The sequence below is a fragment of the Variovorax sp. F042 genome, from assembly GCF_057814215.1.
In genome coordinates this window covers 1,424,138-1,448,353 of the sequence record NZ_JBVASX010000001.1, presented here as the reverse complement: position 1 = coordinate 1,448,353, position 24,216 = coordinate 1,424,138, and the positions used below count along the sequence as shown (strand labels likewise).

Annotated in this window: 26 protein-coding genes; 13 read left to right on the top strand and 13 right to left on the bottom strand. The window is 66.8% G+C overall.

The window, feature by feature from the left end:
* Positions 1-16: 16 nt before the first annotated feature.
* The 8 genes from ACZYSP_RS06965 to ACZYSP_RS06930 form a co-directional block, all read right to left on the bottom strand.
* Positions 17-766 (bottom strand): helix-turn-helix transcriptional regulator, encoded by a 750-nt coding sequence (locus ACZYSP_RS06965; RefSeq protein WP_489013316.1) that lies wholly within the window; start codon positions 764-766, stop codon positions 17-19.
* Positions 766-1,233 carry an MGMT family protein gene (locus ACZYSP_RS06960; protein WP_093077675.1) on the bottom strand — a complete coding sequence of 156 codons (468 nt, stop codon included), beginning with the start codon at positions 1,231-1,233 and terminating at the stop codon, positions 766-768. Before ACZYSP_RS06960 ends, ACZYSP_RS06965 begins: the two co-directional genes overlap by 1 nt.
* Positions 1,230-1,679 (bottom strand): GyrI-like domain-containing protein, encoded by a 450-nt coding sequence (locus ACZYSP_RS06955; RefSeq protein ID WP_489013313.1) that lies wholly within the window; start codon positions 1,677-1,679, stop codon positions 1,230-1,232. Before ACZYSP_RS06955 ends, ACZYSP_RS06960 begins: the two co-directional genes overlap by 4 nt.
* A gap of 13 nt (positions 1,680-1,692) precedes the next feature.
* A complete protein-coding gene (locus ACZYSP_RS06950) occupies positions 1,693-2,142 on the bottom strand; it encodes an EVE domain-containing protein (protein WP_440531977.1) in 450 nt (149 codons plus the stop codon).
* Positions 2,143-2,149: 7 nt separating this feature from the next.
* Positions 2,150-2,527: a VOC family protein gene (locus ACZYSP_RS06945; RefSeq protein WP_258353967.1), complete on the bottom strand. Its 378-nt coding sequence runs from the start codon at positions 2,525-2,527 to the stop codon at positions 2,150-2,152.
* Between the two features lie 153 nt (positions 2,528-2,680).
* Positions 2,681-4,462: a PhoH family protein gene (locus ACZYSP_RS06940; RefSeq protein WP_093077668.1), complete on the bottom strand. Its 1,782-nt coding sequence runs from the start codon at positions 4,460-4,462 to the stop codon at positions 2,681-2,683.
* Between the two features lie 211 nt (positions 4,463-4,673).
* On the bottom strand, positions 4,674-5,150 hold the full coding sequence (locus ACZYSP_RS06935; protein ID WP_007830801.1) for a peroxiredoxin: 477 nt from the start codon (positions 5,148-5,150) through the stop codon (positions 4,674-4,676).
* A gap of 149 nt (positions 5,151-5,299) precedes the next feature.
* Positions 5,300-5,683, bottom strand: a complete 384-nt coding sequence (locus tag ACZYSP_RS06930; protein ID WP_093077666.1) for an Mth938-like domain-containing protein — start codon at positions 5,681-5,683, stop codon at positions 5,300-5,302.
* Between the two features lie 133 nt (positions 5,684-5,816).
* On the opposite strand from ACZYSP_RS06930, the gene ACZYSP_RS06925 reads away from it, so the two are divergent.
* Genes ACZYSP_RS06925 through moaD form a run of 7 tightly spaced genes read left to right on the top strand, consistent with a single transcriptional unit; the run spans position 5,817 to position 12,932 of the window.
* Positions 5,817-7,049, top strand: a complete 1,233-nt coding sequence (locus tag ACZYSP_RS06925) for a pyridoxal phosphate-dependent aminotransferase (protein WP_093077663.1) — start codon at positions 5,817-5,819, stop codon at positions 7,047-7,049.
* Complete coding sequence (locus ACZYSP_RS06920; RefSeq protein ID WP_489013305.1) at positions 7,046-8,080, top strand: DUF1176 domain-containing protein; 1,035 nt, start codon at positions 7,046-7,048, stop codon at positions 8,078-8,080. The genes ACZYSP_RS06925 and ACZYSP_RS06920 overlap by 4 nt, the downstream gene beginning before the upstream one ends.
* 14 nt (positions 8,081-8,094) lie before the next feature.
* A complete protein-coding gene (locus tag ACZYSP_RS06915) occupies positions 8,095-9,417 on the top strand; it encodes a homoserine dehydrogenase (RefSeq protein WP_093077660.1) in 1,323 nt (440 codons plus the stop codon).
* Positions 9,414-10,829, top strand: coding sequence for a threonine synthase (gene thrC, locus ACZYSP_RS06910; protein ID WP_097198754.1), 1,416 nt, complete (start codon positions 9,414-9,416; stop codon positions 10,827-10,829). Before ACZYSP_RS06915 ends, thrC begins: the two co-directional genes overlap by 4 nt.
* An 18-nt stretch (positions 10,830-10,847) precedes the next feature.
* Positions 10,848-11,393, top strand: coding sequence for a molybdopterin-guanine dinucleotide biosynthesis protein B (mobB, locus tag ACZYSP_RS06905; RefSeq protein ID WP_093051054.1), 546 nt, complete (start codon positions 10,848-10,850; stop codon positions 11,391-11,393).
* Positions 11,386-12,672, top strand: coding sequence for a molybdopterin molybdotransferase MoeA (locus ACZYSP_RS06900; RefSeq protein WP_093051051.1), 1,287 nt, complete (start codon positions 11,386-11,388; stop codon positions 12,670-12,672). Before mobB ends, ACZYSP_RS06900 begins: the two co-directional genes overlap by 8 nt.
* A gap of 8 nt (positions 12,673-12,680) precedes the next feature.
* A complete protein-coding gene (moaD, locus tag ACZYSP_RS06895; RefSeq protein WP_489013301.1) occupies positions 12,681-12,932 on the top strand; it encodes a molybdopterin converting factor subunit 1 in 252 nt (83 codons plus the stop codon).
* Here the strand turns inward: moaD and dapA are convergent.
* Positions 12,919-13,815 carry a 4-hydroxy-tetrahydrodipicolinate synthase gene (gene dapA, locus ACZYSP_RS06890; RefSeq protein WP_489013299.1) on the bottom strand — a complete coding sequence of 299 codons (897 nt, stop codon included), beginning with the start codon at positions 13,813-13,815 and terminating at the stop codon, positions 12,919-12,921. The two genes, moaD and dapA, sit on opposite strands and share 14 nt — an antisense overlap.
* Before the next feature lie 258 nt (positions 13,816-14,073).
* Here dapA and ACZYSP_RS06885 point away from each other — a divergent pair, with 258 nt between their 5' ends.
* Positions 14,074-14,550, top strand: a complete 477-nt coding sequence (locus tag ACZYSP_RS06885) for a molybdenum cofactor biosynthesis protein MoaE (RefSeq protein WP_489013297.1) — start codon at positions 14,074-14,076, stop codon at positions 14,548-14,550.
* A gap of 6 nt (positions 14,551-14,556) precedes the next feature.
* On the opposite strand, the gene ACZYSP_RS06880 is transcribed toward ACZYSP_RS06885, so the two are convergent.
* Entirely contained in the window at positions 14,557-15,552 is a 996-nt protein-coding gene (locus ACZYSP_RS06880; protein WP_489013295.1) for a Bug family tripartite tricarboxylate transporter substrate binding protein, read from the bottom strand.
* A 142-nt stretch (positions 15,553-15,694) separates the two neighbouring features.
* Here ACZYSP_RS06880 and clpB point away from each other — a divergent pair, with 142 nt between their 5' ends.
* The 4 genes from clpB (at position 15,695) to arfB (ending at position 20,361) form a co-directional block, all read left to right on the top strand.
* Positions 15,695-18,316 carry an ATP-dependent chaperone ClpB gene (gene clpB, locus ACZYSP_RS06875; protein WP_093077649.1) on the top strand — a complete coding sequence of 874 codons (2,622 nt, stop codon included), beginning with the start codon at positions 15,695-15,697 and terminating at the stop codon, positions 18,314-18,316.
* A 9-nt stretch (positions 18,317-18,325) separates the two neighbouring features.
* Positions 18,326-18,655 (top strand): hypothetical protein, encoded by a 330-nt coding sequence (locus ACZYSP_RS06870; protein ID WP_256216808.1) that lies wholly within the window; start codon positions 18,326-18,328, stop codon positions 18,653-18,655.
* Between the two features lie 108 nt (positions 18,656-18,763).
* The gene (locus ACZYSP_RS06865) at positions 18,764-19,948 is read left to right on the top strand and encodes an acetyl-CoA C-acyltransferase family protein (RefSeq protein ID WP_489013292.1); all 1,185 of its coding nucleotides are present in this window, start codon (positions 18,764-18,766) and stop codon (positions 19,946-19,948) included.
* Positions 19,949-19,953: 5 nt separating this feature from the next.
* Entirely contained in the window at positions 19,954-20,361 is a 408-nt protein-coding gene (arfB, locus tag ACZYSP_RS06860; RefSeq protein ID WP_093177098.1) for an alternative ribosome rescue aminoacyl-tRNA hydrolase ArfB, read from the top strand.
* Here the strand turns inward: arfB and ACZYSP_RS06855 are convergent.
* Entirely contained in the window at positions 20,330-20,863 is a 534-nt protein-coding gene (locus ACZYSP_RS06855; protein ID WP_093051025.1) for a DUF2306 domain-containing protein, read from the bottom strand. The genes arfB and ACZYSP_RS06855 overlap by 32 nt on opposite strands.
* Before the next feature lie 129 nt (positions 20,864-20,992).
* Between ACZYSP_RS06855 and ACZYSP_RS06850 the strand changes: the two genes are divergently transcribed.
* Entirely contained in the window at positions 20,993-21,574 is a 582-nt protein-coding gene (locus tag ACZYSP_RS06850) for a DUF3299 domain-containing protein (protein ID WP_489013289.1), read from the top strand.
* Between the two features lie 19 nt (positions 21,575-21,593).
* On the opposite strand, the gene ACZYSP_RS06845 is transcribed toward ACZYSP_RS06850, so the two are convergent.
* Positions 21,594-22,478: a LysR substrate-binding domain-containing protein gene (locus ACZYSP_RS06845; protein WP_489013287.1), complete on the bottom strand. Its 885-nt coding sequence runs from the start codon at positions 22,476-22,478 to the stop codon at positions 21,594-21,596.
* Positions 22,479-22,491: 13 nt separating this feature from the next.
* Complete coding sequence (locus ACZYSP_RS06840) at positions 22,492-24,213, bottom strand: SulP family inorganic anion transporter (protein ID WP_489013285.1); 1,722 nt, start codon at positions 24,211-24,213, stop codon at positions 22,492-22,494.
* Positions 24,214-24,216 lie beyond the last annotated feature (3 nt).

Genomic DNA, 24,216 nt, shown 5'->3' with positions numbered 1-24,216 from the left:
CCGGCTCGGAAGGTCGTCAGCTGGAGCCGTTGCCGGACCAGGGCGGCGAGTCCGATGGCTTCTGCGGCACCACCTTGCCCTGCGCCGTCTCGGCCTTCATCTGTCGAAGCATGTCTGCCAGCGTCTTGCCCGGCTCGTCGCGAAAGCGCTCGGGCAGCACCGTGATCGCATCCATGCGATCCAGGCGAAAACCCCGGAAGTCATTGCGCAGCTCGCACCAGGTCGAGAGCGTCCAGACCTTGCCCCAATAGAAGCAGCCGAGCGGCCGCACCGTGCGCTCGCTGGCATCGCCCGATACGTCGTGGTACTGCAGCAGCAGCTTGTTGTGCGACTGCACCGCCTCGCGCAGCGTCTGCAGCCGCGCGCGCAAGGTGTCGTCCAGGCCCATTGCGGGTGCGTAGAGCGCCAGTGCCTCGGCTGAGACCCGCGCCGCCGGTGGCAGCACCGACAGGATCTTGCCCAGCCCGGTCTCGATGTCGCGTGCCAGTGCCGGATCGACCCAGCTCTGCGCAAGCCGCGCCGCGGCCACCAGCGCCGAGGCCTCGTCCTGCGTGAACATCAGCGGCGGCAGCTCGAAGCCGGCGCCCAGCCGGTAGCCCACGCCTGCCTCGCCCTCGATGGGCACGCCTTGATGCTGCAGATCGGCCACGTCGCGGTACACGGTGCGCTCCGACACTTCGAGGCGCTGCGCCAGGAACGCGGCCGTGGTCAGACGACGCCCGCGGATGAGCTGCACGAGCTGGAACAGGCGGTCTGCGCGGCGCATCAGCGTGTTCCGGTGAGCTTCTTCGCGAAGTCTTCGACGAAGTAGCGCTTGCCGCGCTGCACGACCGTGTGGCCTTCGGCTTCGAGCTTCGACATCTGCGCCTCGATGCCGCCGGGGTACTTGGCATTGAGTTCGCCACCGATCTTGAGGGTGCGCCAGTAGGGCGTTCGTTCTTCCGTCCTCTCTGCCTCCTCGGCCGCATGCGCGACCATGTGCGCAAAGATCGCCGTGGTCACGGTGCAGCCGATGGTCGCCTGGTGGCGCAGTGCGATGTCTTCGCCGATGCCCATCACCGTTGCGAGCCGGCCTTCCGGAATGCTGCGCATCGCGGCTTGCACCTCCTGCGGCGACGGCGTGGCGATGGTCCCTTCGCCGCGCCGGGAGCGCATGGCGGCGGGAATCTCCTTGACGTTCGGCAGGTGAGGGTAGCTGGCCAGCCGGTCGCGCCAGCTCTTCTTGGGGCTCATGAAACTCCGATGTGGATCGCCACCTTGTCCGGCCCTTCGTAGGCTTCGAAATCGCTGCGGTAGCGGCGCGCGACTTCCGGGTGCGCCTCGAAATACTGCCAGATGCGCTGCCATGTGGCGATGACCATCTGCGGCATCTCTCCCTGGCCGGTGAACACGAGATAGTCGCCGGCCTCGACGGCGCGGCTGCCCTCGCTGTCCGAGACGGCGACACCCGCCGTCACGTCGAAGGCGCCGTGGGCGTCGGATTCGTAGGCCGAGTAGACGCTGAAGATGCGAGCGTCGCCGGTGCGGTCCGGCGTCGATGCGTAAGTCTCTTCGCCGAAGAAGCGGCCCCACAGCTTGCCGATGCGGGCGGTTGCGGGCTCGTTCTCCTCGCGGTTGGTGGTGCGGATGGTGAGGCCCGCGACGTGAAAGGCGTCCTGATGTTGACGGGTAGGTTCCATGGGGGGCTTCTCCTCAAAGCGACAGTGTTTTCAGATCGGCCTTCATGGCCTGGGCGATCTGTTTCATGTCGGCGTCGGTGACGTCGAACATGCCAAAGCGAAACTTGTAGCCCCATTGCTTGGGGTTCTCGATGAAGGCCAGGCGCTCGATCAGTGGTGCGATTGGCGCCTCGTGCCCGGCTGCATAGCTCACGTCGCGCCGCCACGGCACGAAGCCGTTGCCCATGTCGAACTCATACGGCTCGCCGGGTTGCACGACGCCGATCGACACGAAGCTCTGCAGCCTGTCCGTGCCACCGAACACCGTGGACGGTGAATAGTAGGCGACGCGGTCGCCCGCTGCGAGCCGCTTGAGCGGCGAATGCTTGCCGTGGCCGACCTGCATGAAGCCGAGCGGCCGGTGGTCGCGGCCGAGCCGCGCGTGCTCGGCGCTGGCCACGGCAATCCAGTTGCGTTGCGTCATGACGGGATCAATCCAGCGCGTGCAGGCCGACTTCGTTGCCTTCGGTGTCGCGCATGTGGGCGATGAAGCCCATGCCGGGCGGCAACGCAGACTTTGGCGCCACGATCTGCCCGCCGGCGGCTTCGACCCGCGCAAGCACGGCGTCGATGCCGGGGTTGCAGTCGAGGTAGATGCGAATGCCCGTGCCGGCGCGCGCGCTGGCGTTGGCACCGGCCTGCAGGGCACCGCCCGTGGCGGGATCGTCGTAGGGGAACACGGCCAGCGTCTCGCCGCCGAAGTTCTCGCGGCGCAGCTTGCGGGCCAGCACGGTTTCGTAGAAGGCCTGGGCGCGGTCCATGTCGGCGACCGGGATCTCGAACCAGCTGATGGCGTTCTGTTTTTGCATTCTGGGGCTCTCTTTCGTGTCGGTTGAAGGAGCCCTGATGGTGCGAGCCGCCTACTGACAACGTCTTGTCAGTAGCCTGTCACCGCAGGCGAAAAAAAGCCCGCGATGCTCCGGGGAGCATGCGCGGGCTTGTGTCGGCCGGTGCCGCTGGTTCTAGAGCACGTCGCTTGCGAAATCCGCCAAACGCGATCGTTCGCCGCGCGCCAGCGTGATGTGCCCGCCGTGCGGCCAGCCCTTGAACTTGTCGACCGCGAAGGTCAGTCCCGAGGAGCCTTCCGTCAGGTACGGCGTGTCGATCTGCGCGAGGTTGCCCATGCAGATGATCTTCGTGCCGGGGCCGGCGCGGGTGATCAGCGTCTTCATCTGCTTGGGCGTGAGGTTCTGCGCCTCGTCGATGATCACGTACTTGTTGAGGAAGGTGCGTCCGCGCATGAAGTTCATGCTCTTGACCTTGATGCGGCTGCGGATCAGCTCGTTGGTGGCCGCGCGGCCCCACTCGCCGGCACCGCCGCCATCGCCCTTGGCCAGGAACTCGAGGTTGTCGTCGAGCGCGCCCATCCAGGGGCCCATCTTTTCCTCTTCCGTGCCGGGCAGGAAGCCGATGTCTTCACCCACGCTCACGGTGGCGCGGGTCATGATGATCTCGGTGTAGCGGCGGTCGTCGAGCACCTGCGTGAGGCCGGAAGCCAGTGCCATCAGGGTCTTGCCGGTGCCGGCGGTGCCGGTCAGCGTGACGAAGTCGATCTCCGGATCCATCAGCAGGTTCATCGCGAAGTTCTGCTCGCGGTTGCGCGTGTTGACGCCCCAGACCGCGTTCTTGCCCGAGCTGTAGTCCTTGAGCGTCTTGAGCACCGCGGTCTTGTCGCGGATTTCGGTGACGCGGGCGTACATGCTCGGCTCGCCGGGCGCCTCGAAGTACACGAACTGGTTGATGTACAGGTTGGGCACCAGCGGACCGCTGATCCGGTAGAAGGTGTTGCTGCCGCTCTGCCAGCTTTCGACCGTCTTGCTCTGGCGGGTCCAGAAGTCGGGCGGCAGTGCGAGCGAACCGGCGTAGAGCAGGTCGCCGTCTTCCAGCGTCTTGTCGTTCTGGTAGTCGTCGGCGGCCAGGCCCAGCGCGCGCGCCTTGACGCGCATGTTGATGTCCTTCGACACCAGCACCACTTCCTGCTTCGGCTTGCCCGGCCGGTCCTTGGCGTACTCGTCGCGCAGCGCGTGCACCACGCCGAGGATCTGGTTGTCGGCCTTGCCCTGGGGCAGGCTGATCGGCAGCGAGTAGTCGAGCGGGGCGGTCTGGAAGAACAGCCGGCCACCGGCCTCGCGGTGGCCCGTGGTGTCGAGCTTCAGGCCCTTGTCGATGTCGGCGTCCTGGGCGCCGGCCAGCGCATCGAGCGTGCGGCTGGTCTGGCGGCCGTTGCGCGCGACTTCGGTGGTGCCTTTCTTGTGGCCGTCGAGTTCTTCCAGCACGATCATCGGCAGGAAGATGTCGTGCTCCTCGAAGCGGAACAGGCACATGGGGTCGTGCAGCAGCACGTTCGTGTCGAGCACGAACAGCTTGGCCGGGCCGGTGGACTTGTTGCGTTTGGGGCGTGTCGGCGCTTGCGGTGCCGGGGCGGGAGCTGGTGCGACTTCGACGACCGGCGCCTTCCTCGTCTCGACCTGCACCATGGCCTCCGGTTGCGGTGCGCTCACGGGCGCCGGTGCCGGCGCAGGTTTGGATCTGGCCCGGCGCGTCGGGCGCGTGGTGGCGCCGCCGGCGCCTTCAGTGCCGAGGCTGTCGAACAATTCCAGCGGCTGCGGGCTGTGCACCGTGGCTTCGTCAGCGCGCGAATCGCCGGAACGGCGCGAGCCCCTGTGCGAGGACCGGGCAGGCGCATCGAGTGCGTCCGGCGAGAGCAATGCAGCGCGTTTCGTGGGGGCGGGGGGCAGTGGCATGTGTCAGATCGCTCGCAGAAAGTGGGAACCAGAAAACGAAAAAGCCGCCTGAAGACCAAGGCGGCTTTGTTCGGGGGATGCGGTCGTGGAGCTCAACGGCATGAAACCATTATGCACACCGCGGATGACGCGCCGGAGGCTCTTTACGCACTGCGTTGGGCATTCCCCACGCCAGAGCGGAAAAGTGCACCGCCGGCTCGCCGGGCGGCGGTCAGGCAGCCTTCTTGAGCGCCTTGACGGCCTTGAGCACGTCGTCGACATGGCCGGGAACCTTGAGCCCGCGCCATTCGGCCTTCAGGATGCCGTCGGCGCCGATCAGGAAGGTGCTGCGTTCGATGCCCTTGACCTTCTTGCCGTACATGATCTTGTTCTTGACCACGCCGAACATGTGGCACATCTTTTCTTCCGTGTCGGCGATGAGCTCGAAGGGCAGCTCGAGCTTGGCCTTGAATTCGTCGTGCGACTTCATGTTGTCGCGGGACACGCCGAACACCGTGGCACCGGCCTTTTCGAAGTCCTTGTAGCGGTCGCGAAACTGCATGGCTTCGGTGGTGCAACCCGGAGTGTTATCTTTCGGGTAAAAATACATGACCAGCACGTGGCCGAGATGCGAGGTATTCGAGACCTTGAGGCCGCCCGTGGCGTTGGCGTCGAATTCAGGAATGGGTTTGTTGACAACGATCGCCATGAAACTTGTTTTCTCCGTTAGATTCCGTTCCCGAGCCCTCTCGTCCCGTTTCGGACGGGACTTGCTCAAGGAATGGAGGATTGGTCGTTGCTAACTTTGGGGTAGCGGGCCTGTTCGCAACCCGGTATTTTACCCCGAAAATACCTCTCTCAGCCACCCGCCGGGCTCTCGACCAGCAGGGCGGCAATCACGTGCCGGCCTTCTCCGGCCAGGATGTTGTAGGTTCTGCAGGCCGCCGCGGTGTCCATGGTCTCGACGCCGGTGCGCTGCGCCATCAGGGGCTTAAGCCATGCGGGCTGGGGGAAGCGGATACGGTTTCCGCTGCCGAAAATGATCAATTCCGCACCCAGGGTCGCCAATTGCGCGAAATGTTCGGCGCCGAGCTGGTCGAAGCTTGAACAATTCCATTCGAAGCGCTCGCCGCGCGAGCCAACCACTACGCTGCCTTCGACTTTTTCGTTGTTGATTGCCACCCAGCCGGGGCCGTGTGCGGTGAGGGACTGAGCGTCGGATTTGTCGGGCTGGAGCTTCATCTGGGCACTGGGAACTGTGGTCAAATTATAGGTTTTCCCTAGTGCCACGGGGCTCGCAAGGGCCTTTGACTCCGCGGTGACCCCGCATCAAGCGCATCCAAGCAACTCCGTAACCCGCGCCCGGGAGGGCCTTTTGAAGCAGCTCAAGAAATCGGCCAAGCTGGCCAACGTTCTTTATGACATCCGCGGCCCCATCATGGACGCCGCCAAGCAGATGGAAGAAGACGGCCAGAAGATCATCAAGCTCAACATCGGCAATCTGGCCGTGTTCGGCTTCGATGCCCCCGAGGAAATCCAGCAGGACATGATCCGCAACCTGCCCACCTCGGCCGGTTATTCGGACAGCAAGGGCGTCTTCGCCGCGCGCAAGGCGGTGATGCACGAGACGCAGAAGCAGGGCATTGCGGGCGTCACCCTCGACGACATCTACCTTGGCAACGGCGCCAGCGAGCTGATCGCCATGTCCACCAACGCGCTTCTCAACGACGGCGACGAGTTGCTGCTGCCGGCCCCTGATTACCCGCTGTGGACTGCCTCCACGAGCCTGTCGGGCGGCACGCCGGTGCACTACCTGTGCGACGAAGCCAACGGCTGGATGCCCAATCTCGACGACATCCGCGCCAAGATCACGCCGCGCACCAAGGGCATCGTGGTCATCAACCCGAACAACCCGACCGGCGCGCTGTACTCGAACGATCTGCTCAAGAGCATCGTGGCCATCGCGCGCGAGCACGGCCTCGTGATCTTCGCCGACGAGGTCTACGACAAGGTGCTGTACGACGGCGTCAAGCACACGGCCATCGCCAGCCTGTCGACCGACGTGCTCACGCTCACCTTCAATTCGCTGTCCAAGAGCTACCGTTCGTGCGGCTATCGCGCCGGCTGGCTCGTGGTGTCGGGCGACAAGCGCAGCGCGCAGGACTACATCGAGGGCCTGAACATGCTCTCGAACATGCGCCTGTGCGCCAACGTGCCGGGCCAGTGGGCCATCCAGACCGCGCTCGGCGGCTACCAGAGCATCAACGACCTCGTGTGCGAGGGCGGTCGCCTGCGCCGCCAGCGCGACCTGGCCTACGAGCTGATCACCGCCATCCCGGGCGTGAGCTGCGTCAAGCCGAGCGCAGCGCTCTACATGTTCCCCAAGCTCGACCCCGAGGTCTACCCGATCGAGGACGACCGCCAGTTCTTCCTCGAGCTGCTGAAGGAAACCCGCGTGATGCTGGTGCAGGGCACCGGCTTCAACTGGGCCACGCCGGACCACTTCCGCATCGTGTTCCTGCCCCACGAAGACGACCTGCGCGAGGCCATCAACCGCATCGCGAAGTTCCTGGAGCAGTACCGTTTGCGCCGCAAGTCGCGCACATGAAATCTGCCTGCATCGCTGCTGCGGCGCTGTCGCTCGCCGCGTTGTCCGCCGGAGCCGCCGACAAGGAGCTTGTCTCGTTCTCGCACAACGACTGGGAGCTGGCCTGCGACAACACGCGCACCTGCCGCGCCGCCGGCTACCAGCCGGACAGCGGGGCGAGCGAGCCGGTGTCGATGCTCATCACCCGCAAGGCCGGGCCCGGCACGGCAATAGACATCCAGCTGCAGATCGGCGATGACGACGGCGTCAAGGGCCCGCTGCGCTTCAAGGTCGGCAAGGCCACCGTCTCGGGCTTGGCTGCGGGCACCGCCAGCTTCGACGACAGCCAGGTTCGCACCGTCCTGCCCGAGCTGCTCAAGGGCGACGACGCCACGGTGACCGCCAACGGCGGCAAGAAGTGGACCCTTTCGCTCGCCGGCCTCAACGCCGTGCTGCTGAAGATGGACGAAGCCCAGGGCCGCGTCGGCACGCCGGGTGCGCTGGTGCGCCGCGGCAGCAAGCCCGAGTCTTCGGTGCTGCCGCCGGTGACGGCCCCCGTCGTGAACGTGGTCGTGCCGCCGAAGGCGCACCCCGGCGACGACGCGCTCGCCGCGCGCATCTTCCCGTTCCTGAAGCTGGACAGCGCCAAGGAAGACTGCAACAACCGCGAAGACATCAACGCCAAGTCGTTGAACGTCTCGCGCCTGACCGACCGGAAGGTGCTGCTGTCGCTGGGCTGCGGCATGGGCGCCTACAACTATTCCAGCCTGCTCTGGATCGCCAACGACAAACCGCCCTATGCGCCGGTGTCCATCGAGGCGAATGGCGACTTCGACGAGAAGGAAGGCAGCGTCACCTCTGCCATGAAAGGCCGAGGCATCGGCGACTGCTGGTCGAGCGAGACCTGGCATTTCAACGGCAAGGATTTCGTGCGCACCGGCTCCACAGGCGACGGCATGTGCCGCGGCTTTGCCGGCGGCGCCTGGACCTTGCCCCGCTACGTCAGCCGCGTCGTGACTTCCACGCCGTCAGCCACCCCATCCAAACCATGAACGCGACTCTCCCAATGAAACCCATCCAAGTAGGCCTGCTCGGCGCAGGCACGGTCGGCAGCGGCACCTTCAAGGTGCTCCAGCGCAACCAGGAAGAAATCAAGCGCCGCGCCGGCCGTGGCATCGAGATCACCATGGTGGCCGACCTCGACACTGCCCGCGCCCGCGAAGTGGTCGGCGAAGGCGTCAAGGTGGTCAGCGACGCGCGCGAAGTCATCGCCAACCCCGACATCGACATCGTCATCGAGCTCATCGGCGGCTATGGCATTGCCAAGCAACTGGTGCTCGAGGCCATCGCGGCCGGCAAGCACGTGGTTACGGCCAACAAGGCGCTGCTCGCGGTGCACGGCACCGAGATCTTCGCGGCCGCGCACGCCAAGGGCGTGATGGTGGCCTTCGAGGCTGCGGTGGCCGGCGGCATCCCGATCATCAAGGCGCTGCGCGAAGGCCTCACGGCCAACAGCATCCAGTGGCTGGCCGGCATCATCAACGGCACCACCAACTTCATCCTGTCCGAGATGCGCGACAAGGGCCTGGACTTCGCGACCGTGCTCAAGGAGGCGCAGCGCCTGGGCTATGCCGAAGCCGACCCGACCTTCGACATCGAAGGCGTTGACGCCGGCCACAAGGTCACGCTGATGAGCGCCATTGCCTTCGGCATTCCGGTGCAGTTCGACAAGGCCCACATCGAAGGCATCACCAAGCTCGCCGCGCAGGACATCAAGTACGCCGAACAACTGGGCTACCGCATCAAGCTGCTTGGCGTTACCAAGCGCACCGCCAAGGGCATCGAGCTGCGCGTGCATCCGTCGCTCGTGCCGTCGAAGCGCCTGCTGGCCAACGTCGAAGGCGCGATGAACGCGGTGGTGGTGCACGGCGACGCCGTCGGCACCACGCTCTACTACGGCAAGGGCGCCGGCAGCGAGCCGACCGCCAGCGCCGTGATCGCCGACCTGGTCGACATCACCCGCCTGCACACCGCCGACGCCGCGCACCGCGTGCCGCACCTGGCCTTCCACCCCGACGCAATGAGCGACCTGAAGGTGCTGCCGATGTCGGAAGTCGTCACCAGCTACTACCTGCGCCTGCGCGTGGCCGACCAGGCCGGCGTGCTCGCCAAGGTGACGGGCCTGCTGGCCACCGCCGGTATCAGCATCGACGCCGTGCTGCAGCGCGAAGCCGACGAAGTGGGCGGCGAGGGCTCCACGCAGACCGACCTCATCATCCTCACGCACGATGCGCGCGAAGGCACCGTCAATGACGTCATTGCCGAGCTGCAGGCGCTGCCGACCGTGCTCGAACCCATCGTGCGCATCCGCAAGGAAGAGCTGAAGTGAACTACCTGAGCACCCGCGGCCACCCCGACCGCAAGCGCTTCTGCGAAATCCTTCTTGAAGGCCTCGCGCCCGACGGCGGCCTCTACCTGCCCGAAACGTATCCGCAGGTCGACACCGCCACGCTCGCCAAATGGCGCGCGCTGCCGTACGCCGAACTGGCCTTCGAGATCCTCTCGCTCTACATCGACGACATTCCGCCGGCCGACCTGAAGGCGATCTGCGCGAAGACCTACACAGCCGAAGTGTTCGGCACCGACGAGATCGTGCCGCTGCGCGAGCTCGAAGACGGCGTGTACCTCGAAGCCCTGTCCAACGGCCCCACGCTGGCCTTCAAGGACATGGCGATGCAGCTGCTGGGCAACCTGTTCGAGTACGAACTGGCCCGCCGCGGCTCCGAGCTCAACATCCTCGGCGCTACCAGCGGCGACACCGGCAGCGCGGCCGAATACGCCATGCGCGGCAAGAAGGGCGTGCGCGTCTTCATGACCTCGCCCGACGGCCGCATGAGCCCGTTCCAGCAGGCGCAGATGTTCAGCCTGCAGGACGCCAACATCCACAACATCGCCATCACCGGCGTGTTCGACGACTGCCAGGACATCGTCAAGGCGGTGTCGAACGACCTGGGCTTCAAGCGCAAGTACCGCATCGGCACGGTCAACTCGATCAACTGGGCGCGCCTTCTGGCGCAGGTCGTCTACTACTTCGCGGGCTACTTCCAGGCCACGGCGAGCAACGACAAGCCGGTGAGCTTCACCGTGCCCTCGGGCAACTTCGGCAACGTCTGCGCGGGCCACGTGGCGCGAATGATGGGCCTGCCGATCCAGACGCTGGTGGTCGCCACCAACGAGAACGACGTGCTCGACGAGTTCTTCCGCACCGGCGTGTACCGCGTGCGCGCGGCCGTCGATACGCACGAAACCTCCAGCCCGTCGATGGACATCAGCAAGGCCAGCAACTTCGAGCGCTTCGTGTTCGACCTGGTCGGGCGCGACTCCGCCAGGCTGCGTCAGCTGTTCGTGGACGACCTGGGCCTGCAGGGCAGCTTCGACCTGAGCGCCGACCCGGCGTTCAAGCAGGCCGCGGGGCGCTTCGGCTTCCGCAGCGGCCGCAGCACGCACGCCGACCGCCTGGCCACCATCCGCGACACCGAGAAGCGCTTTGCCACGCTGATCGATCCGCATACGGCCGACGGCCTCAAGGCCGCGCGCGAGCAGATCACGCCCGGCGTGCCGATGGTGGTGCTCGAAACCGCGCTGCCGATCAAGTTCGCCGCCACGCTGGTCGAGGCACTGGGCGAAGAGCCCGCGCGGCCGAAGAAGTTCGAAGGCATCGAGGCGCTGCCCAAGCGCGTCGTCAAGCTGCCGGCGGACGCGGAAGCCGTCAAGGCCTACATCGCAGAGAACTGTGACTGATCACGGCCGGGCTCCCGCATGAAGGTCGTCGGTTTCGCCGGCTATTCGGGCGCGGGCAAGACCACGCTGCTCGAGCGCCTGATTCCGGCGCTCAAGCGGCTCGGCCAGCGCGTGTCGGTGGTCAAGCATGCGCACCACAAGTTCGACATCGACCATCCGGGCAAGGACACCTACCGCCATCGCGAGGCCGGCGCCTTCGAGGTGGTCGTGGCGTCAGACAAGCGGCTGGCCGTGATGCGCGAATTCGAAGTTCCCGTTGAACTCAGCGTGCACCAGTTGCTGGCCGAGGTGCACCCGGCGGCCGACTGGGTGCTGGTCGAAGGCTTCCGGCACAGCGACGTGCTCAAGATCGAGGTCTGGCGCGAGCCGGAAGCGGGCGAGCCTTCGCGGCCCGTGCTGTACACCAACGATCCCTTCGTCACCGCCGTGGCCACCGACGCGCCGGCCAGCCTGCCGTCGCCCACCGAACGGCCGCTGTTCGACCTCAACGACGCCGAGGCCATTGCGAAGTGGTTGATCGACAGCGGCGACCGCTTCGAATACAACCCCGATCACCATGGCTGAATCCCCCGTTCCTTTTTCCGCTTCTTCTTCGCGCCCGCCGTTGATGCCTTTGGACGAGGCCATCGCGGTCCTGCTCGCGAAGGCGCAGCCGAAGCTGCCCACCGAAAGCGTCGGCACCTTCGACGCCGACGGCCGCGTGCTGGCGCAAGACCTCGTCTCCGGCCTCACGGTGCCGCCGCGCGACAACAGCGCGATGGACGGCTATGCCGTGCGCATCGCCGACTGCGTCGCGCCGGGCGCCGAGCTGACAGTGGCGCAGCGCATTCCTGCAGGCACTGTCGGCACGCCGCTCGCGGCCGGCACCGCGGCGCGCATCTTCACGGGTGCACAGATCCCGGAGGGGGCCGACGCGGTCGTGATGCAGGAAGACACCACGGCCACGCCGCAGGAAGGCAGCCTGGGCTCGGTGCGCATCGCCATCGTTCCGGCGGCCGGGCAGTGGATTCGCCGTGCCGGCGAAGACGTGGCCTCCGGTGACGTCGTACTGAAGCAGGGCGAACGCCTCACGCCAGCCGCACTCGGCCTCGCGGCCAGCGTCGGCTTTCACAAGCTGCAGGTGGCCCGCAAGCCGCGCGTGGCCATGCTCTCCACCGGCGACGAGCTGGTGATGCCCGGCGAGGTTGCGCCCGACGCGATGAAGCCCGGCGCCATCTACAACTCGAACCGTTTCTTCATGCGGGCCCTGCTGCACCGCCTGGGCTGCGAGGTGAACGACCTGGGCATCGTGCCCGACGACCGCGAAGCCACCATCGCCGCGTTGCGCAACGCGGCTGAGGCCAGCGATCTGATCATCACCACCGGCGGCGTCTCCGTCGGCGAGGAAGACCATATCCGCGCGGCGCTGCAGTCGCTCGGCGAGCTGCAGCTCTGGTCGCTGTCGATGAAGCCCGGCAAGCCTTTTGCCTATGGCTCCATTGCGCGCAGCAACGGGCAGGGCGCATGTCATGTGACGGGGCTGCCCGGCAATCCGGTGTCGAGCTTCCTCACATTCCTGATGCTGGTGCGGCCCTTTCTGCTGACGCTGCAGGGTGCCACGCGCGTCGCGCCGGAGGCGGTGAAGATGCGCGCCGATTTCGACTGGCTGCGTGCCGACAAACGCCGCGAGTTCCTGCGCGCGCGGCGCAATGCGGCCGGCGGCCTCGACCTGTTCGGCAACCAGAGTTCGGGCGTGCTCACTTCGATGGTCTGGGGCGACGGCGTGGTCGACAACCCGTCGGGCCAGACGATCAAGTCGGGCGACACCGTCAACTTCATTCCGTTCGCATCGCTGCTGGGCTGAATCCCGTCATGAAGATCCAGGTCCGTTATTTCGCCTCGGTGCGCGAGGCACTTTCCAGCAGCGGTGAAACCGTCGACACGCAAGCCAAAACGCTGTCGGCCCTGCGCGACGAACTCATCGCCAGGGGCAGCGCCTACGCCACCGCGCTTGCGCGCGGCAAGGCGGTGCGGATGGCGCTCGATCAGGCCATGAGCGACGAGGCCGCCACCCTGAGCGAAGGCTGCGAAGTCGCTTTCTTCCCGCCTGTCACGGGCGGTTGAGCCGGGCATCCAGCGCCACGAGGCGCTCGCGCAGGCCGTCGGACGCGCGGGTCATCGGTGAGCGCAACTCGTCGCGCATTTCGCCCATGTGCGCCAGCAATGCCTTCAGCGGGCCCGGGTTCGGCTCGGCAAACAGCATTTCCACCAGCGGCTGCAACGCCTGCCATTCGGCGCGCGCCTCGGGCAGCCGGTTTTCCGCAAGCAGGCGCACCAGCCGGACGAAGCGGCGCGTCTGCACGTTTCCGCTGGCCGCGATGGCGCCCACGCCGCCTTCGGCCATGGTGCCGAAGATCTGGTGGTCTTCGCCTGTCAGCACCTGCAGCCGCCCATCGGCGATCACCGCGCGCGTCTTGGCCATGTCGCCGCCGCAGTCCTTGATGCCGTGAATGCGCGGATGCCCGGCCAGCGCCAGCAGCGTGTCGCGGGCGATGGTGACGCCCGTGCGATAGGGAATGTCGTAGACCAGCACCGGCACCGTGCTCGCATCGGCGATGGCGCGGAACCATTCGAGCAGGCCGGCCTGCGACGGGCGGATGTAGTTCGGCGCGGACACCAGAAGGCCCGCCAGCGGGCGTTCCGAGAGCTTGCGCGCCCAGGCCGTGGCCTTGCCCAGGTGGTAGCCGGAGATGCCCATGACGACCGGCAGCCCGCCGGCCGCTGCCAGCACGGTGTCGAGCACGGCCAGTTGCTCGGTTTCGTCGAGCGCGGCGGCCTCGCCAGTGGAGCCGCAGGGCACGAAGCCCGTCACGCCGTCGTCGGCGAGCCGCCGGGTCAGCGCGGCGAGGGCGGCATGGTCCACAGCGCCGTCGCGGAACGGTGTGACGAGGGCCACCCAGAAGCCGGAGAAGTCAGGGGTAGCGGAGCTTGGTTGTTGATGAGGCACGCGGGTTTCCTTTCAGGAATCGACCGATGGAAAGAACCACCGTCCGATGCGCGCGAAACCCATGAGAGGGCCAAAAAAACCTTGGCAGGTTCCGTCGCTCATCCGACGACGGAACCTCGGCTCCGGTCAGACGAGCTTTGGTTTTTTGGCTTTGTTGCTGCCTTGGCGCGCGCGGCGGCCTTCGGGGTGCGAAGGCACCGGGAAGAGCGTGGCGGGACAAGGCATTGCGGCAGTCTATCGCGATGCCACAATTCGGACATGAGCGTTGCGCGTGTTTCGATCCAGACGGCCGATTTCGACCTTTCGCAGGAGGTCGCCGCGTTGCGCGACGGCGACAAACGCGTGGGCGCCGTCTGCAGCTTCGTCGGCACCGTGCGCGACCGCAACGACGGCAGCACCGTCGCCTCGATGGAGCTGGAGCACTACCCCGGCATGACCGAAAAGGCCATCGAGGCCATGATCGACGAGGCGCACAAGCGCTTCGACATCCTCGGCGCGCGCGTGATCCATCGCGTGGGGCTGCTGCAGCCGCTGGACCAGATCATGATGGTGGCGGTGGTGTCGGCGCACCGCGGCCAGAGCTTCGAGGCCTGCGAGTTCCTGATGGACTATCTCAAGACTCAGGCGCCGTTCTGGAAGAAAGAGCAGACGCCCGAAGGCGCCCGCTGGGTCGATGCGCGCGTGGCCGACGACGCGGCGCTGGCGCGCTGGGGCATCAGGGCCCCGAATGCCTGAAGACGCTCAGAGGGGCTTGAAGCCGCTCGCCTGGATGATCCGCTCCCAGGTCTGCGTGTACGTGCGCACGCGGCCCGCGAACTGGCCCTGCGGCTCGTAGCCGACCGTCAGCCCCATCGTCGTGAGCTTCTGCTTCACGTCAGGCATCGCCAGCACCTTCTGCAGCGCATCGCCGTACTTGTCGATGATCGGCTGCGGCGTGCCCACCGGCGCGAAGATGCCGTAGTAGGGCAGGTCTTCCAGGTTCGAGAAGCCCAGTTCGGTGAAGGTCGGCACGTTCGGAATCACGGCCTGGCGCTTGGCGCCGATGGAGGCCACGATGCGCACCTTGCCCGCCTTGTGGTTTTCGATGAAGTCAGGCACCGAGGCGATGCCTGCGGTGATCTGGTTGCCCAGCATGTCGGCCGTCATCGGCGCGCTGCCGCGGTAGGGCGCGGGCTGCACGTCGATCTTGTACTTGTCCGAGATCATCTTCACCAGGAACTCGGGGATCGAGGCCGGCGCCGGGATGCCGATGGTTTCCTTGCCGCCCTTCTGCGTGCGGACCCACTTCACGTACTCGTCGATGCTCTTGGCCGGCGTGCCGCCCGACACCGCCAGCACGTTGGCGAAGGTGGCGAAGCCGGCCACGGGCACGAAGTCGGTGGCGGGGTTGAAGCCCGGGTTCTTCACCACCTGCGGCAGGATCGAGATGGTGTGGTCGTGCGACAGGAACAGCGTGTGGCCATCGGCCGGGGAAGACTTCAGCACCGTTGCAGCAATCTGCCCACCCGCACCGGCGCGGTTCTCGACCACCACGGGCACGCCCAGCACATCCTTGAGTTTTTCGCCCAGCGTGCGTGCAATGGCGTCGGTGCCGGCGCCGGCGGGGAAGCCCACGAGCAGGCGGATGGGGGTGCCGCTTTGCGCTTGCGCAAGGCCGGACAGGCCCATGGCGGCTAGAAAGAAGCCCACGCTGATCGCCCGGCGCACCGGTTGAACGCGCTGCATTGAAAAAACCATGATCGACTCCATTCGAGAGAGAGGGAAATGCCTACGGGCAGGGGAAACGGATCTTGTGCAATAGCCGTGCCCACGGCACCGGCGTAGCCGGCAGCCTTGAATCGTGCCCGAACAGCCCTATTTTGGATGCAGGAATACCACCATGCGACAAGACAAACTCACCACCAAATTTCAGGAAGCGCTGGGCGATGCCCAGACGCTCGCGCTGGGCAGCGACAACGCCTACATCGAACCGGCCCACCTGCTGGTCGCGATGCTGCGCCAGGACGACGGCCCGCGCGCCCTGCTGGAGCGTGCCGGCGTCAACGTACCTGGCCTGACGCAGGCGGCCGAGGCCGCCATCAAGAAGCTGCCGCAGGTGCAGGGCCACGACATCGTCCAGGTCGGCCCCGAACTGGGCAAGCTGCTGCAGGCCACCGAAAAGGAAGCCCTCAAGCGCAATGACCAGTTCATTGCCGGCGAACTCTTCCTGCTCGCGCTGGCCGACAGCAAGGCCGACATCGGCAAGACCGCCCGCGAAAACGGCCTGAGCCGCAAGTCGCTCGAAGCCGCCATCGACGCCGTGCGCGGCGGGCAGGGCGTGAACAGCGCCGATGCCGAAGGGCAGCGCGAAGCGCTCAAGAAATACACCATGGACCTGACCGAGCGCGCCCGCCTGGGCAAGCTCGACCCGGTCATCGGCCGCGACGAGGAAATCCGCCGCGCCATCCAGGTGCTGCAACGCCGCACCAAGAACAACCCCGTGCTCATCGGCGAGCCCGGCGTGGGCAAGACCGCCATCGTCGAAGGCCTCGCACAGCGCATCGTTGCGGGTGAGGTGCCCGATTCGCTCAAGGGCAAGCGGGTGCTGTCGCTCGACATGGCTGCGTTGCTGGCTGGTGCCAAGTTCCGCGGCGAATTCGAAGAGCGCCTGAAGACCGTGCTGAACGAACTCGCGAAGGACGAAGGCCAGACCATCGTCTTCATCGACGAGCTGCACACCATGGTCGGCGCCGGCAAGGCCGAAGGCGCGATGGATGCGGGCAACATGCTCAAGCCCGCACTCGCTCGAGGCGAGCTGCACTGCGTGGGCGCCACCACGCTCGACGAATACCGCAAGTACATCGAAAAAGATGCCGCGCTGGAGCGCCGCTTCCAGAAGATCATCGTGGGCGAGCCCAGCGTCGAGGCCACCATCGCCATCCTGCGCGGCCTGCAGGAAAAATACGAAGTGCACCATGGCGTGCAGATCACCGACCCGGCCATCGTGGCCGCGGCCGAGCTGTCTGACCGCTACATCACCGACCGCTTCCTGCCCGACAAGGCCATCGACCTGATCGACGAGGCCGCGGCCAAGATCAAGATCGAGATGGACTCCAAGCCCGAGGTCATGGACCGCCTCGATCGCCGCCTCATCCAGCTGCAGATCGAGCGCGAAGCCGTGCGCCGCGAAAAGGACGAGGCCTCGCAGAAGCGCTTCGGCCTGATCGAGGACGAGATCGAGAAGCTGCAGAAGGAAATTGCCGACTACGACGAGATCTGGCAGGCCGAGAAGGCCCAGGCCCAGGGCAGCGCACAAGTGCGCGAAGACGTCGACAAGATCAAGTTCCAGATCGAAGAGTGGAAGCGCAAGGGCGACTTCAACAAGGTCGCCGAGCTCCAGTACGGCCAGCTGCCCGCGCTCGAAAAGCGCTTGAAGGAGGCCGAGGCCAACGAAGCGAACAAGGGCAAGTCCAGCGCGCCCACGCTGCTGCGCACCCAGGTCGGCGCGGAAGAAATCGCCGAGGTCGTGGCGCGTGCCACCGGCATCCCGGTCGCCAAGCTGATGCAGGGCGAGCGCGACAAGCTGCTCGTGATGGAAGACAAGCTGCACGAGCGCGTGGTCGGCCAGGACGAGGCCATCGGTGCGGTCGCCAACGCGATCCGCCGCTCGCGCTCGGGCCTGTCGGACCCGAACCGTCCGACCGGCTCGTTCCTGTTCCTCGGCCCCACGGGCGTGGGCAAGACCGAGCTGTGCAAGGCGCTTGCGGGCTTCCTGTTCGACAGCGAAGACCACCTGATCCGCATCGACATGAGCGAGTTCATGGAGAAGCATTCGGTCGCGCGCCTGATCGGCGCGCCGCCGGGCTACGTGGGCTACGAGGAGGGCGGCTACCTCACGGAAGCCGTGCGCCGCAAGCCCTACAGCGTGGTGCTGCTCGACGAGGTCGAGAAGGCCCACCCCGACGTGTTCAACGTGCTGCTGCAGGTGCTCGACGATGGCCGCCTTACCGACGGCCAGGGCCGCACCGTGGACTTCAAGAACACAGTGATCGTGATGACGAGCAACATCGGCTCGCCCATCATCCAGGCCATGGTGGGCAAGCCTTCCGAAGAGATCAAGGAAGCGGTGTGGGACGAGCTGAAGAACTACTTCCGCCCCGAGTTCCTGAACCGCATCGACGAGACGGTCGTGTTCCACGCGCTCGACGCGAAGAACATCGAATCGATCGCGGCGATCCAGCTCAAGGTGCTGAAGGCGCGGCTCGCGAAGATGGATCTGGGGCTGGAGGTGTCGCCGGCGGCGCTGGCAGAAATTGCCAAGGTCGGCTTCGACCCGGTGTTCGGCGCGCGTCCGCTGAAGCGTGCCATTCAGCAGCGCATCGAGAACCCGCTCTCGAAGCTGCTGCTCGACGGCAGCTTCGGGCCGAAGGACACGATCGAGGTCACGACCGACCCGATCCAGTCGCCGGGCAAGTTCTCGTTCGCCAAGGCCGGGGAACCAACGGCGGCGGCTTCGGCCTAAAGTTGGATGATGAACTTCATTTTTCGCGTCATTCTTCTGCTCCTGGGGCTGGTTTTCGCGGCCAGCCTGGCCGTGGCGGTCATGCTGCTGGCGGCTGTGTGGGGTGTGCGCTACGCCTGGGGGCGTCTCACGGGCAAGCCCGTGACGCCTTGGGTCATGCGTTTCAACCCGCGCTCGGGCTTCGATAAATTTCGTAATGCGGCACAGCCGGCCGAACCGACCGCCGCCGACGTGGCCAATGCGCGGGCACGCGGCGAATCGGTGGAGCGCCCGGTGCGCATTCGCGGCAGCGCCAGCGACGTGACCGACGTGTCGCCGAAATCGGTCTCGCGCGGCTGAGCCACTGCTATTTCAGGCGCGACAACCCGTCGCGCCTTTCGCCGTCAGAATCGTCCTCCTGCAGCCGCCGCTGAGTGCGGCTTTCGCTTTCATCAGGAGAGACATTCCATGACATCGCGCGACATCTTCGTGGTCGGCACCGCCCGCACCGCCATCGGCACCTTCGGCGGCGCGCTGAAGGACGTGCCCAATACCCAGCTTGCCACCACCGCCGTCAAGGCCGCCATCGAGCGCAGCGGCGTGGCCGCCGATGCCATTGGGCATGTGGTCATGGGCAACGTGATTCCCACCGATGTGAAGGATGCGTACCTCAGCCGCGTGGCCGCCATCGACGCGGGCTGCCCCATCGAGACGCCGGCCTTCAACGTCAACCGCCTCTGCGGCTCGGGCCTGCAGGCCATCGTGTCGGCTGCGCAGGCCATTGCGCTGGGCGACTGCGACATCGCCATTGGCGGCGGCTCGGAATCGATGAGCCGGGGGCCGTACTTCGACACCTCGGCCCGCTACGGCGCACGCATGGGCGACGCGGTGCTGGTCGACTACATGCTGGGCATCCTGCACGACCCGTGGGAGAAGATCCACATGGGCATCACTGCAGAGAACGTGGCTGCCCGCTACGGCATCACGCGCGAGCAGATGGACGAACTGGCCGTAAGCAGCCAGCAGCGCGCAGCAGCCGCCATCGAGGCAGGACGCTTCAAGGAGCAGATCGTTCCGGTCGAGATCAAGACGCGCAAGGGTGTCGTGCTGTTCGACACCGACGAGCACGTGCGCGCCGACACCACCGTCGACGCGCTCTCGAAGATGAAGCCCGCTTTCAAGAAGGACGGCCTCGTCACCGCCGGCAACGCCTCGGGCATTAACGACGGCGCCGCCGCCGTGGTGCTGGCAAGCGGCGAGAGCGTCAAGGCGCGGGGCCTGAAGCCGCTGGCGCGCCTGGTCGGCTATGCGCACGCCGGCGTCGAGCCCGCATACATGGGCATCGGCCCCGTGCCCGCCACGCGCAAGGTGCTGGAGCGCACCGGCCTGAAGGTGAGCGACTTCGACGTGATCGAGTCGAACGAAGCTTTTGCGGCGCAGGCCTGCGCGGTTATCAAGGAACTGGGCTTCGATCCGGCCAAGGTGAACCCGAACGGCTCGGGCATTTCATTGGGCCACCCGGTGGGCGCGACCGGCGCGATCATCACGACGAAGGCCATTGCGGAGCTGCATCGCACGGGCGGCCGCTACGCACTCGTCACGATGTGCATCGGCGGCGGCCAGGGCATTGCCGCCGTCTTCGAAAGAGTCTGACCCACATGCTCCGCCCACCCATCCTGATCGACCCCGACGAGGTCGACTTCAGTGCCATCCGGGCGCAGGGTGCGGGCGGGCAGAACGTCAACAAGGTGTCGAGCGCGGTGCACCTGCGCTACGACATCCACGCCAGCTCGCTGCCGGCCGACGTGAAGGAACGGCTGCTCGCGCTGCGCGACAGCCGCATCACGCAGGAAGGCGTGTTCGTGCTCAAGGCGCAGCAGCATCGCACGCAGGAGATGAACCGTGCCGACGCGCTCGCGCGCCTGCAGGCGGTGATCGACAGCGTGGCCACGCCGCCGCGCGTGCGGCGCGCCACCAAGCCGACCTACGGCTCGAAGCAGCGCCGGCTCGAAGGCAAGAGCCAGCGCGCGCAGATCAAGAACCTGCGCGGGCCGGTGCGGGACTGAGCGCGCCAGCGCCGCCGCGCAGCCGGCGGATCTGCAGGCCGACGCCGATCAGGTACAGCACGAGCAGCACGCCGGTGATCGCCTTGAGCTCCGGCGCGTCGGCGTTCGGCAGCAGCGGGGCGCCGAGCGGCAGGCGCGTCAGCGTTTCGGTGAAGGCCGGAATCCAGTGGAACAGGAAGCTGGCCGAGAACGCGATGGCCTCGACATAGCGCGCCGACTTGCCGAAGAGCACGCCCCGGCCCGCGAGCGTGCCCACGGCCAGCGCCAGCAGCGTGATGATGCCCAGCGCATGCGGCTTGCCGAAGCCGCCATGCTGGAAGATGCCGAAGCCCGTGAGGCAAGTGAGCACGGTGGTCCACACGAAGACCTGGCCGAGCCCGGTGCGCATCGTGATCTCCTTGTAGCGGAACAGGGCCAGCAGCCCTGCGGCGACGGCGATCAGGCTGATCGCGGTATGAACTGTGCCCAGGGACGTGAGTCCCAGCCATCCTGTCGGTGCCATGCGGATCCCCTCGTTGTTCGTGGTGCGGCATTTTGGCGCGTTGCATCAAATTTGTGGAATCTGGGATGAAATGAGTGCAAAAGGCCCTGCTTTACGGACCTGAAACATCTCCCAAGCACAATCGTGGTCATGAGAAGGCTCTTTTCGCGCGCCGTGCTGGCCGCGCTCCTGCTGGTGCCGGCCGCGGCGCTCCTGACCGGCTGCGGTCCGGGAGTGGCGGCGCAGCAGACCGCGAGCGCCGCCCCGGCCCCCGAGCTCAAGTGGGAAGAGCTTGTTCCCAAGAGCTGGGACCCGACCAAGCGCTACCGCAACATCAGCCTCGAGGCGCTGCGCGACAACGACCCGCGCGCGATCCAGATGCTCGACGAGATGCGCGCCGTCTGGGATAACGCGCCGGTCAACGTGGCGCTGGACGACAAGCCGGCCAAGCTGGCGGGCTTCGTCGTGCCACTCGACAGCACGCAGGACGGCATCCGCGAATTCCTGCTGGTGCCGTATTTCGGCGCCTGCATCCACACACCGCCGCCGCCCGCCAACCAGATCGTTCACGTGATCGCGGCCGCCACCGTGAAGGGCCTGCACGCGATGGACACGGTGTACGTCAGCGGCACGCTGAAGGCGGCGCGCTATTCGTCGGTGGACATGGGCGTGAGCGGCTACGAGATCAAGTCGGCCGCGGTCGAGCGCTTCGTGGCCAAGCAGCCGCAGTAAGCCGCACCGGCCGCGCAGCTCAGGCCATACGCTGCGACAGAAAGTCCAGGAACGACGTGATCCGCGCTGTCAACTGCGTGTTGCGGTAGTACACCGCGTTGACCGGCTGGCGCACGTCCGCCGTTTCTTTCGCCAGCACCTGCACCAGCACGCCGCTGGCGCGGTCGGCACCCGTCATGAAATCCGACAGGCAGACGATGCCTACGCCGGCCAGCGCCAGTTGGCGCAGCGTTTCGCCGCTCGACGCCATCAGCGTCGGCGCGATGTTCCATTCGTCGCCATGCACGCCGCGCAGGGGCCAGCGGTTCAGCGACTCGGGCTGGGTGAAGCCCAGCAGCGCGTGCTCGGCCAGGTCGGCCACCTTGCGCGGCTTGCCGTGCGCTTCGAGGTATGCCGGGCTCGCGAGCACGCGCAGCCGGTGCGTGCCCAGTGGCCGCGCATGCAGCGTGGAATCGCGCAGCGGGCCGATGCGGATCGCGATGTCGGTGCGGCGCTCCAGCAGGTCGATGGGCAGGTCGTCGGTGTCGAGCTCGAGGCTGATCTGCGGGTAGAGCCTTCGAAACTCCGGCACCAGAGGCACGATGGCATGCAGCATGAAGGGCGAGGCCGCGTTCACGCGCAGCCTGCCGGCCGGCTGCTGGCGGCGCGCGGCCATTTGCTCTTCGGCGTCATCGATGGCATCGAGGATGGCGCGCGTGCGCTGCAGGAAGGCCGCGCCTTCTTCCGTGAGTTCGAGCCGCCGCGTGGTGCGGCGAAGCAGCGTGGTGTCGAGCTTCTGTTCGAGCCGGCTCAGGGCGCGGCTGATGCCCGAGACCGTTTGCGCCAGCTGTTCGGACGCGGCCGTGATCGAGCCCGTGTCCACCACCGTACGGAACGCGACCAGTTCTTCGATGGTGGTCTTCATGGGCGCTGGCAGGTCAGGCTTCTGCTTCTTGCACCACGGGCATGTCGTCGATGCGCGGCATCAGCGCGGCAAGCGCTTCGCCGTCGGTGCGGTAGCTGAACAGCATCGGCCCCGGGGCCAGCAGGCCGGCGCGCTCCAGCACCTGCATCGCGGGCAGCTTCAGGCCGCTCAGGTGCAGGCGGATGCCCTTGGATTCCATCATCCGGCGGATCGAGCCGAACACCTCCGCGCCGGTGATGTCGATGCGGTTGATGGGCTGCGCGAACAGGCACACGTCGGTGAGCTCGGGCCGCTCGGCCAGCGCCACGGTGAGCGCGCGTTCGAGCGTGGAGGCCGAGGCGAAGTCGAGCTCGGCATCCATGCGCAGCGCATAGAGCTGCGGCGCCAGCGGCGGCAGCTTCCAGAGGTTGCGGTCGCGCAGGCTGCCGTCGGGGTGCAGGCCCACTTCGATGATGCGCGGGTGCAGGTGCCGGTACATGTAGTGCGCCAGGGCGGCCAGCAGCCCGCCGAGCACGCCCCAGTAGATGCTGGGCGCGGTCGCGATGGTCAGCACGAAGGTACCGAAGGCAATGCCCGCCTCGATGCGCGAGATGCGCCACAGCGCGGTGAAGCTCGCTGGCTTCACCAGCCCGAGAATGGCCGTGACCACCACCGCCGCCAGCACCGCCTGCGGCACGTGATACAGCAGCGGCATCAGCCACAGCAGTGCGCCGGCCACGACGACCACGCTGAACAGCGTGGCCCAGCCGGTCTGCGCGCCCGCATAGAGCGTGATGGCCGAGCGCGAGAAAGACGAGCTGGTGGGAAACGCACCCGTGAAGCCCGAGGCCAGCTTGGCCAGGCCCTGGCCGATGAGGTCCTGGTTTTCGTTCCACAGCGTGCCGGCACGCGCGTTGTCGACCTTGGCGCTCGATGCGGTTTCAAGAAAGCTCACCAGCGTGATCATCAGCGCCGGCAGCACCAGCGCGCTGAAGGTGCTCACCGGCAGCAGGCCCGGCCAGTAGAACGAGGGCAGGCCCGAAGGGAGGCTGCCCACCACCGCGCCGCCGCGCAGCGCGTAGTCGATGACCCAGCTGATGGCGGCAGCGCCGGCCACCAGCGCCATCGTGGTCGGAAAGCGCGGCAGCATGCGTTTTCCCAGCCACAGCACCGCGATGCTGCCGAGCCCGAAGGCAATGGCCACGAGGTCGGGCAGCGGGCCGCCCTGCAGTACCTGCGGAATGGTGCGCCCCGTGAAGCCGAGCAGCGCGGGCAATTGCGAGATGGCGATCAGCACCGCCGCGCCCTGCGTGAAGCCGATGAGCACCGGCGAATTGACCAGCCGCAGCAGCCAGCCGAAGCGCCCCGCGCCGAGCACGATCTGGATCGTGCCCGACATCAGCGTGAGCCACACCGCCATTGCCACCCACTCGGCACTGCCCGCCACCGCCAGCGGCGCGAGCGAGGCGCCGACCAGCAGGCTGGTGAGCGCCGTGGGCCCGACCGACAGCCGCTGCGACGAGCTGAACATCACCGCGATCAGCGCCGGGAACAGCGCCGCGTACACGCCCGTGACCAGCGGCATGCCCGCCAGTGCCGCATACGCCACGCCTTGCGGAATGACCATCAGCGCCACGGTGATGCCAGCCATCGCCTCGTTGCGCAGCAGCGCGGCGGAAGGGCGCGGCCAGGCGAGACAGGGAACCCAGCGCGCGAGGCGCTGGCGCAGGGAGGGAGAGGGGGCAGCCGGGGTCATGGA

Excerpts from the sequence above, each read along its gene's own strand:
- ACZYSP_RS06870 (WP_256216808.1), top strand. The coding sequence starts at position 18,326 with ATGAACTTCATTTTTCGCGTCATTCTTCTGCTCCTGGGGCTGGTTTTC.
- ACZYSP_RS06945 (WP_258353967.1), bottom strand. The coding sequence starts at position 2,527 with ATGCAAAAACAGAACGCCATCAGCTGGTTCGAGATCCCGGTCGCCGAC.
- ACZYSP_RS06965 (WP_489013316.1), bottom strand. The coding sequence starts at position 766 with ATGCGCCGCGCAGACCGCCTGTTCCAGCTCGTGCAGCTCATCCGCGGG.
- ACZYSP_RS06930 (WP_093077666.1), bottom strand. The coding sequence starts at position 5,683 with ATGAAGCTCCAGCCCGACAAATCCGACGCTCAGTCCCTCACCGCACAC.
- mobB (WP_093051054.1), top strand. The coding sequence starts at position 10,848 with ATGAAGGTCGTCGGTTTCGCCGGCTATTCGGGCGCGGGCAAGACCACG.
- ACZYSP_RS06940 (WP_093077668.1), bottom strand. The coding sequence starts at position 4,462 with ATGCCACTGCCCCCCGCCCCCACGAAACGCGCTGCATTGCTCTCGCCG.
- ACZYSP_RS06960 (WP_093077675.1), bottom strand. The coding sequence starts at position 1,233 with ATGAGCCCCAAGAAGAGCTGGCGCGACCGGCTGGCCAGCTACCCTCAC.
- ACZYSP_RS06915 (WP_093077660.1), top strand. The coding sequence starts at position 8,095 with ATGAAACCCATCCAAGTAGGCCTGCTCGGCGCAGGCACGGTCGGCAGC.
- moaD (WP_489013301.1), top strand. The coding sequence starts at position 12,681 with ATGAAGATCCAGGTCCGTTATTTCGCCTCGGTGCGCGAGGCACTTTCC.
- ACZYSP_RS06920 (WP_489013305.1), top strand. The coding sequence starts at position 7,046 with ATGAAATCTGCCTGCATCGCTGCTGCGGCGCTGTCGCTCGCCGCGTTG.
- ACZYSP_RS06880 (WP_489013295.1), bottom strand. The coding sequence starts at position 15,552 with ATGGTTTTTTCAATGCAGCGCGTTCAACCGGTGCGCCGGGCGATCAGC.
- ACZYSP_RS06950 (WP_440531977.1), bottom strand. The coding sequence starts at position 2,142 with ATGACGCAACGCAACTGGATTGCCGTGGCCAGCGCCGAGCACGCGCGG.
- arfB (WP_093177098.1), top strand. The coding sequence starts at position 19,954 with ATGCTCCGCCCACCCATCCTGATCGACCCCGACGAGGTCGACTTCAGT.
- ACZYSP_RS06885 (WP_489013297.1), top strand. The coding sequence starts at position 14,074 with ATGAGCGTTGCGCGTGTTTCGATCCAGACGGCCGATTTCGACCTTTCG.
- ACZYSP_RS06850 (WP_489013289.1), top strand. The coding sequence starts at position 20,993 with ATGAGAAGGCTCTTTTCGCGCGCCGTGCTGGCCGCGCTCCTGCTGGTG.
- ACZYSP_RS06845 (WP_489013287.1), bottom strand. The coding sequence starts at position 22,478 with ATGAAGACCACCATCGAAGAACTGGTCGCGTTCCGTACGGTGGTGGAC.
- ACZYSP_RS06955 (WP_489013313.1), bottom strand. The coding sequence starts at position 1,679 with ATGGAACCTACCCGTCAACATCAGGACGCCTTTCACGTCGCGGGCCTC.
- ACZYSP_RS06900 (WP_093051051.1), top strand. The coding sequence starts at position 11,386 with ATGGCTGAATCCCCCGTTCCTTTTTCCGCTTCTTCTTCGCGCCCGCCG.
- ACZYSP_RS06840 (WP_489013285.1), bottom strand. The coding sequence starts at position 24,213 with ATGACCCCGGCTGCCCCCTCTCCCTCCCTGCGCCAGCGCCTCGCGCGC.
- ACZYSP_RS06865 (WP_489013292.1), top strand. The coding sequence starts at position 18,764 with ATGACATCGCGCGACATCTTCGTGGTCGGCACCGCCCGCACCGCCATC.
- ACZYSP_RS06855 (WP_093051025.1), bottom strand. The coding sequence starts at position 20,863 with ATGGCACCGACAGGATGGCTGGGACTCACGTCCCTGGGCACAGTTCAT.
- clpB (WP_093077649.1), top strand. The coding sequence starts at position 15,695 with ATGCGACAAGACAAACTCACCACCAAATTTCAGGAAGCGCTGGGCGAT.
- ACZYSP_RS06935 (WP_007830801.1), bottom strand. The coding sequence starts at position 5,150 with ATGGCGATCGTTGTCAACAAACCCATTCCTGAATTCGACGCCAACGCC.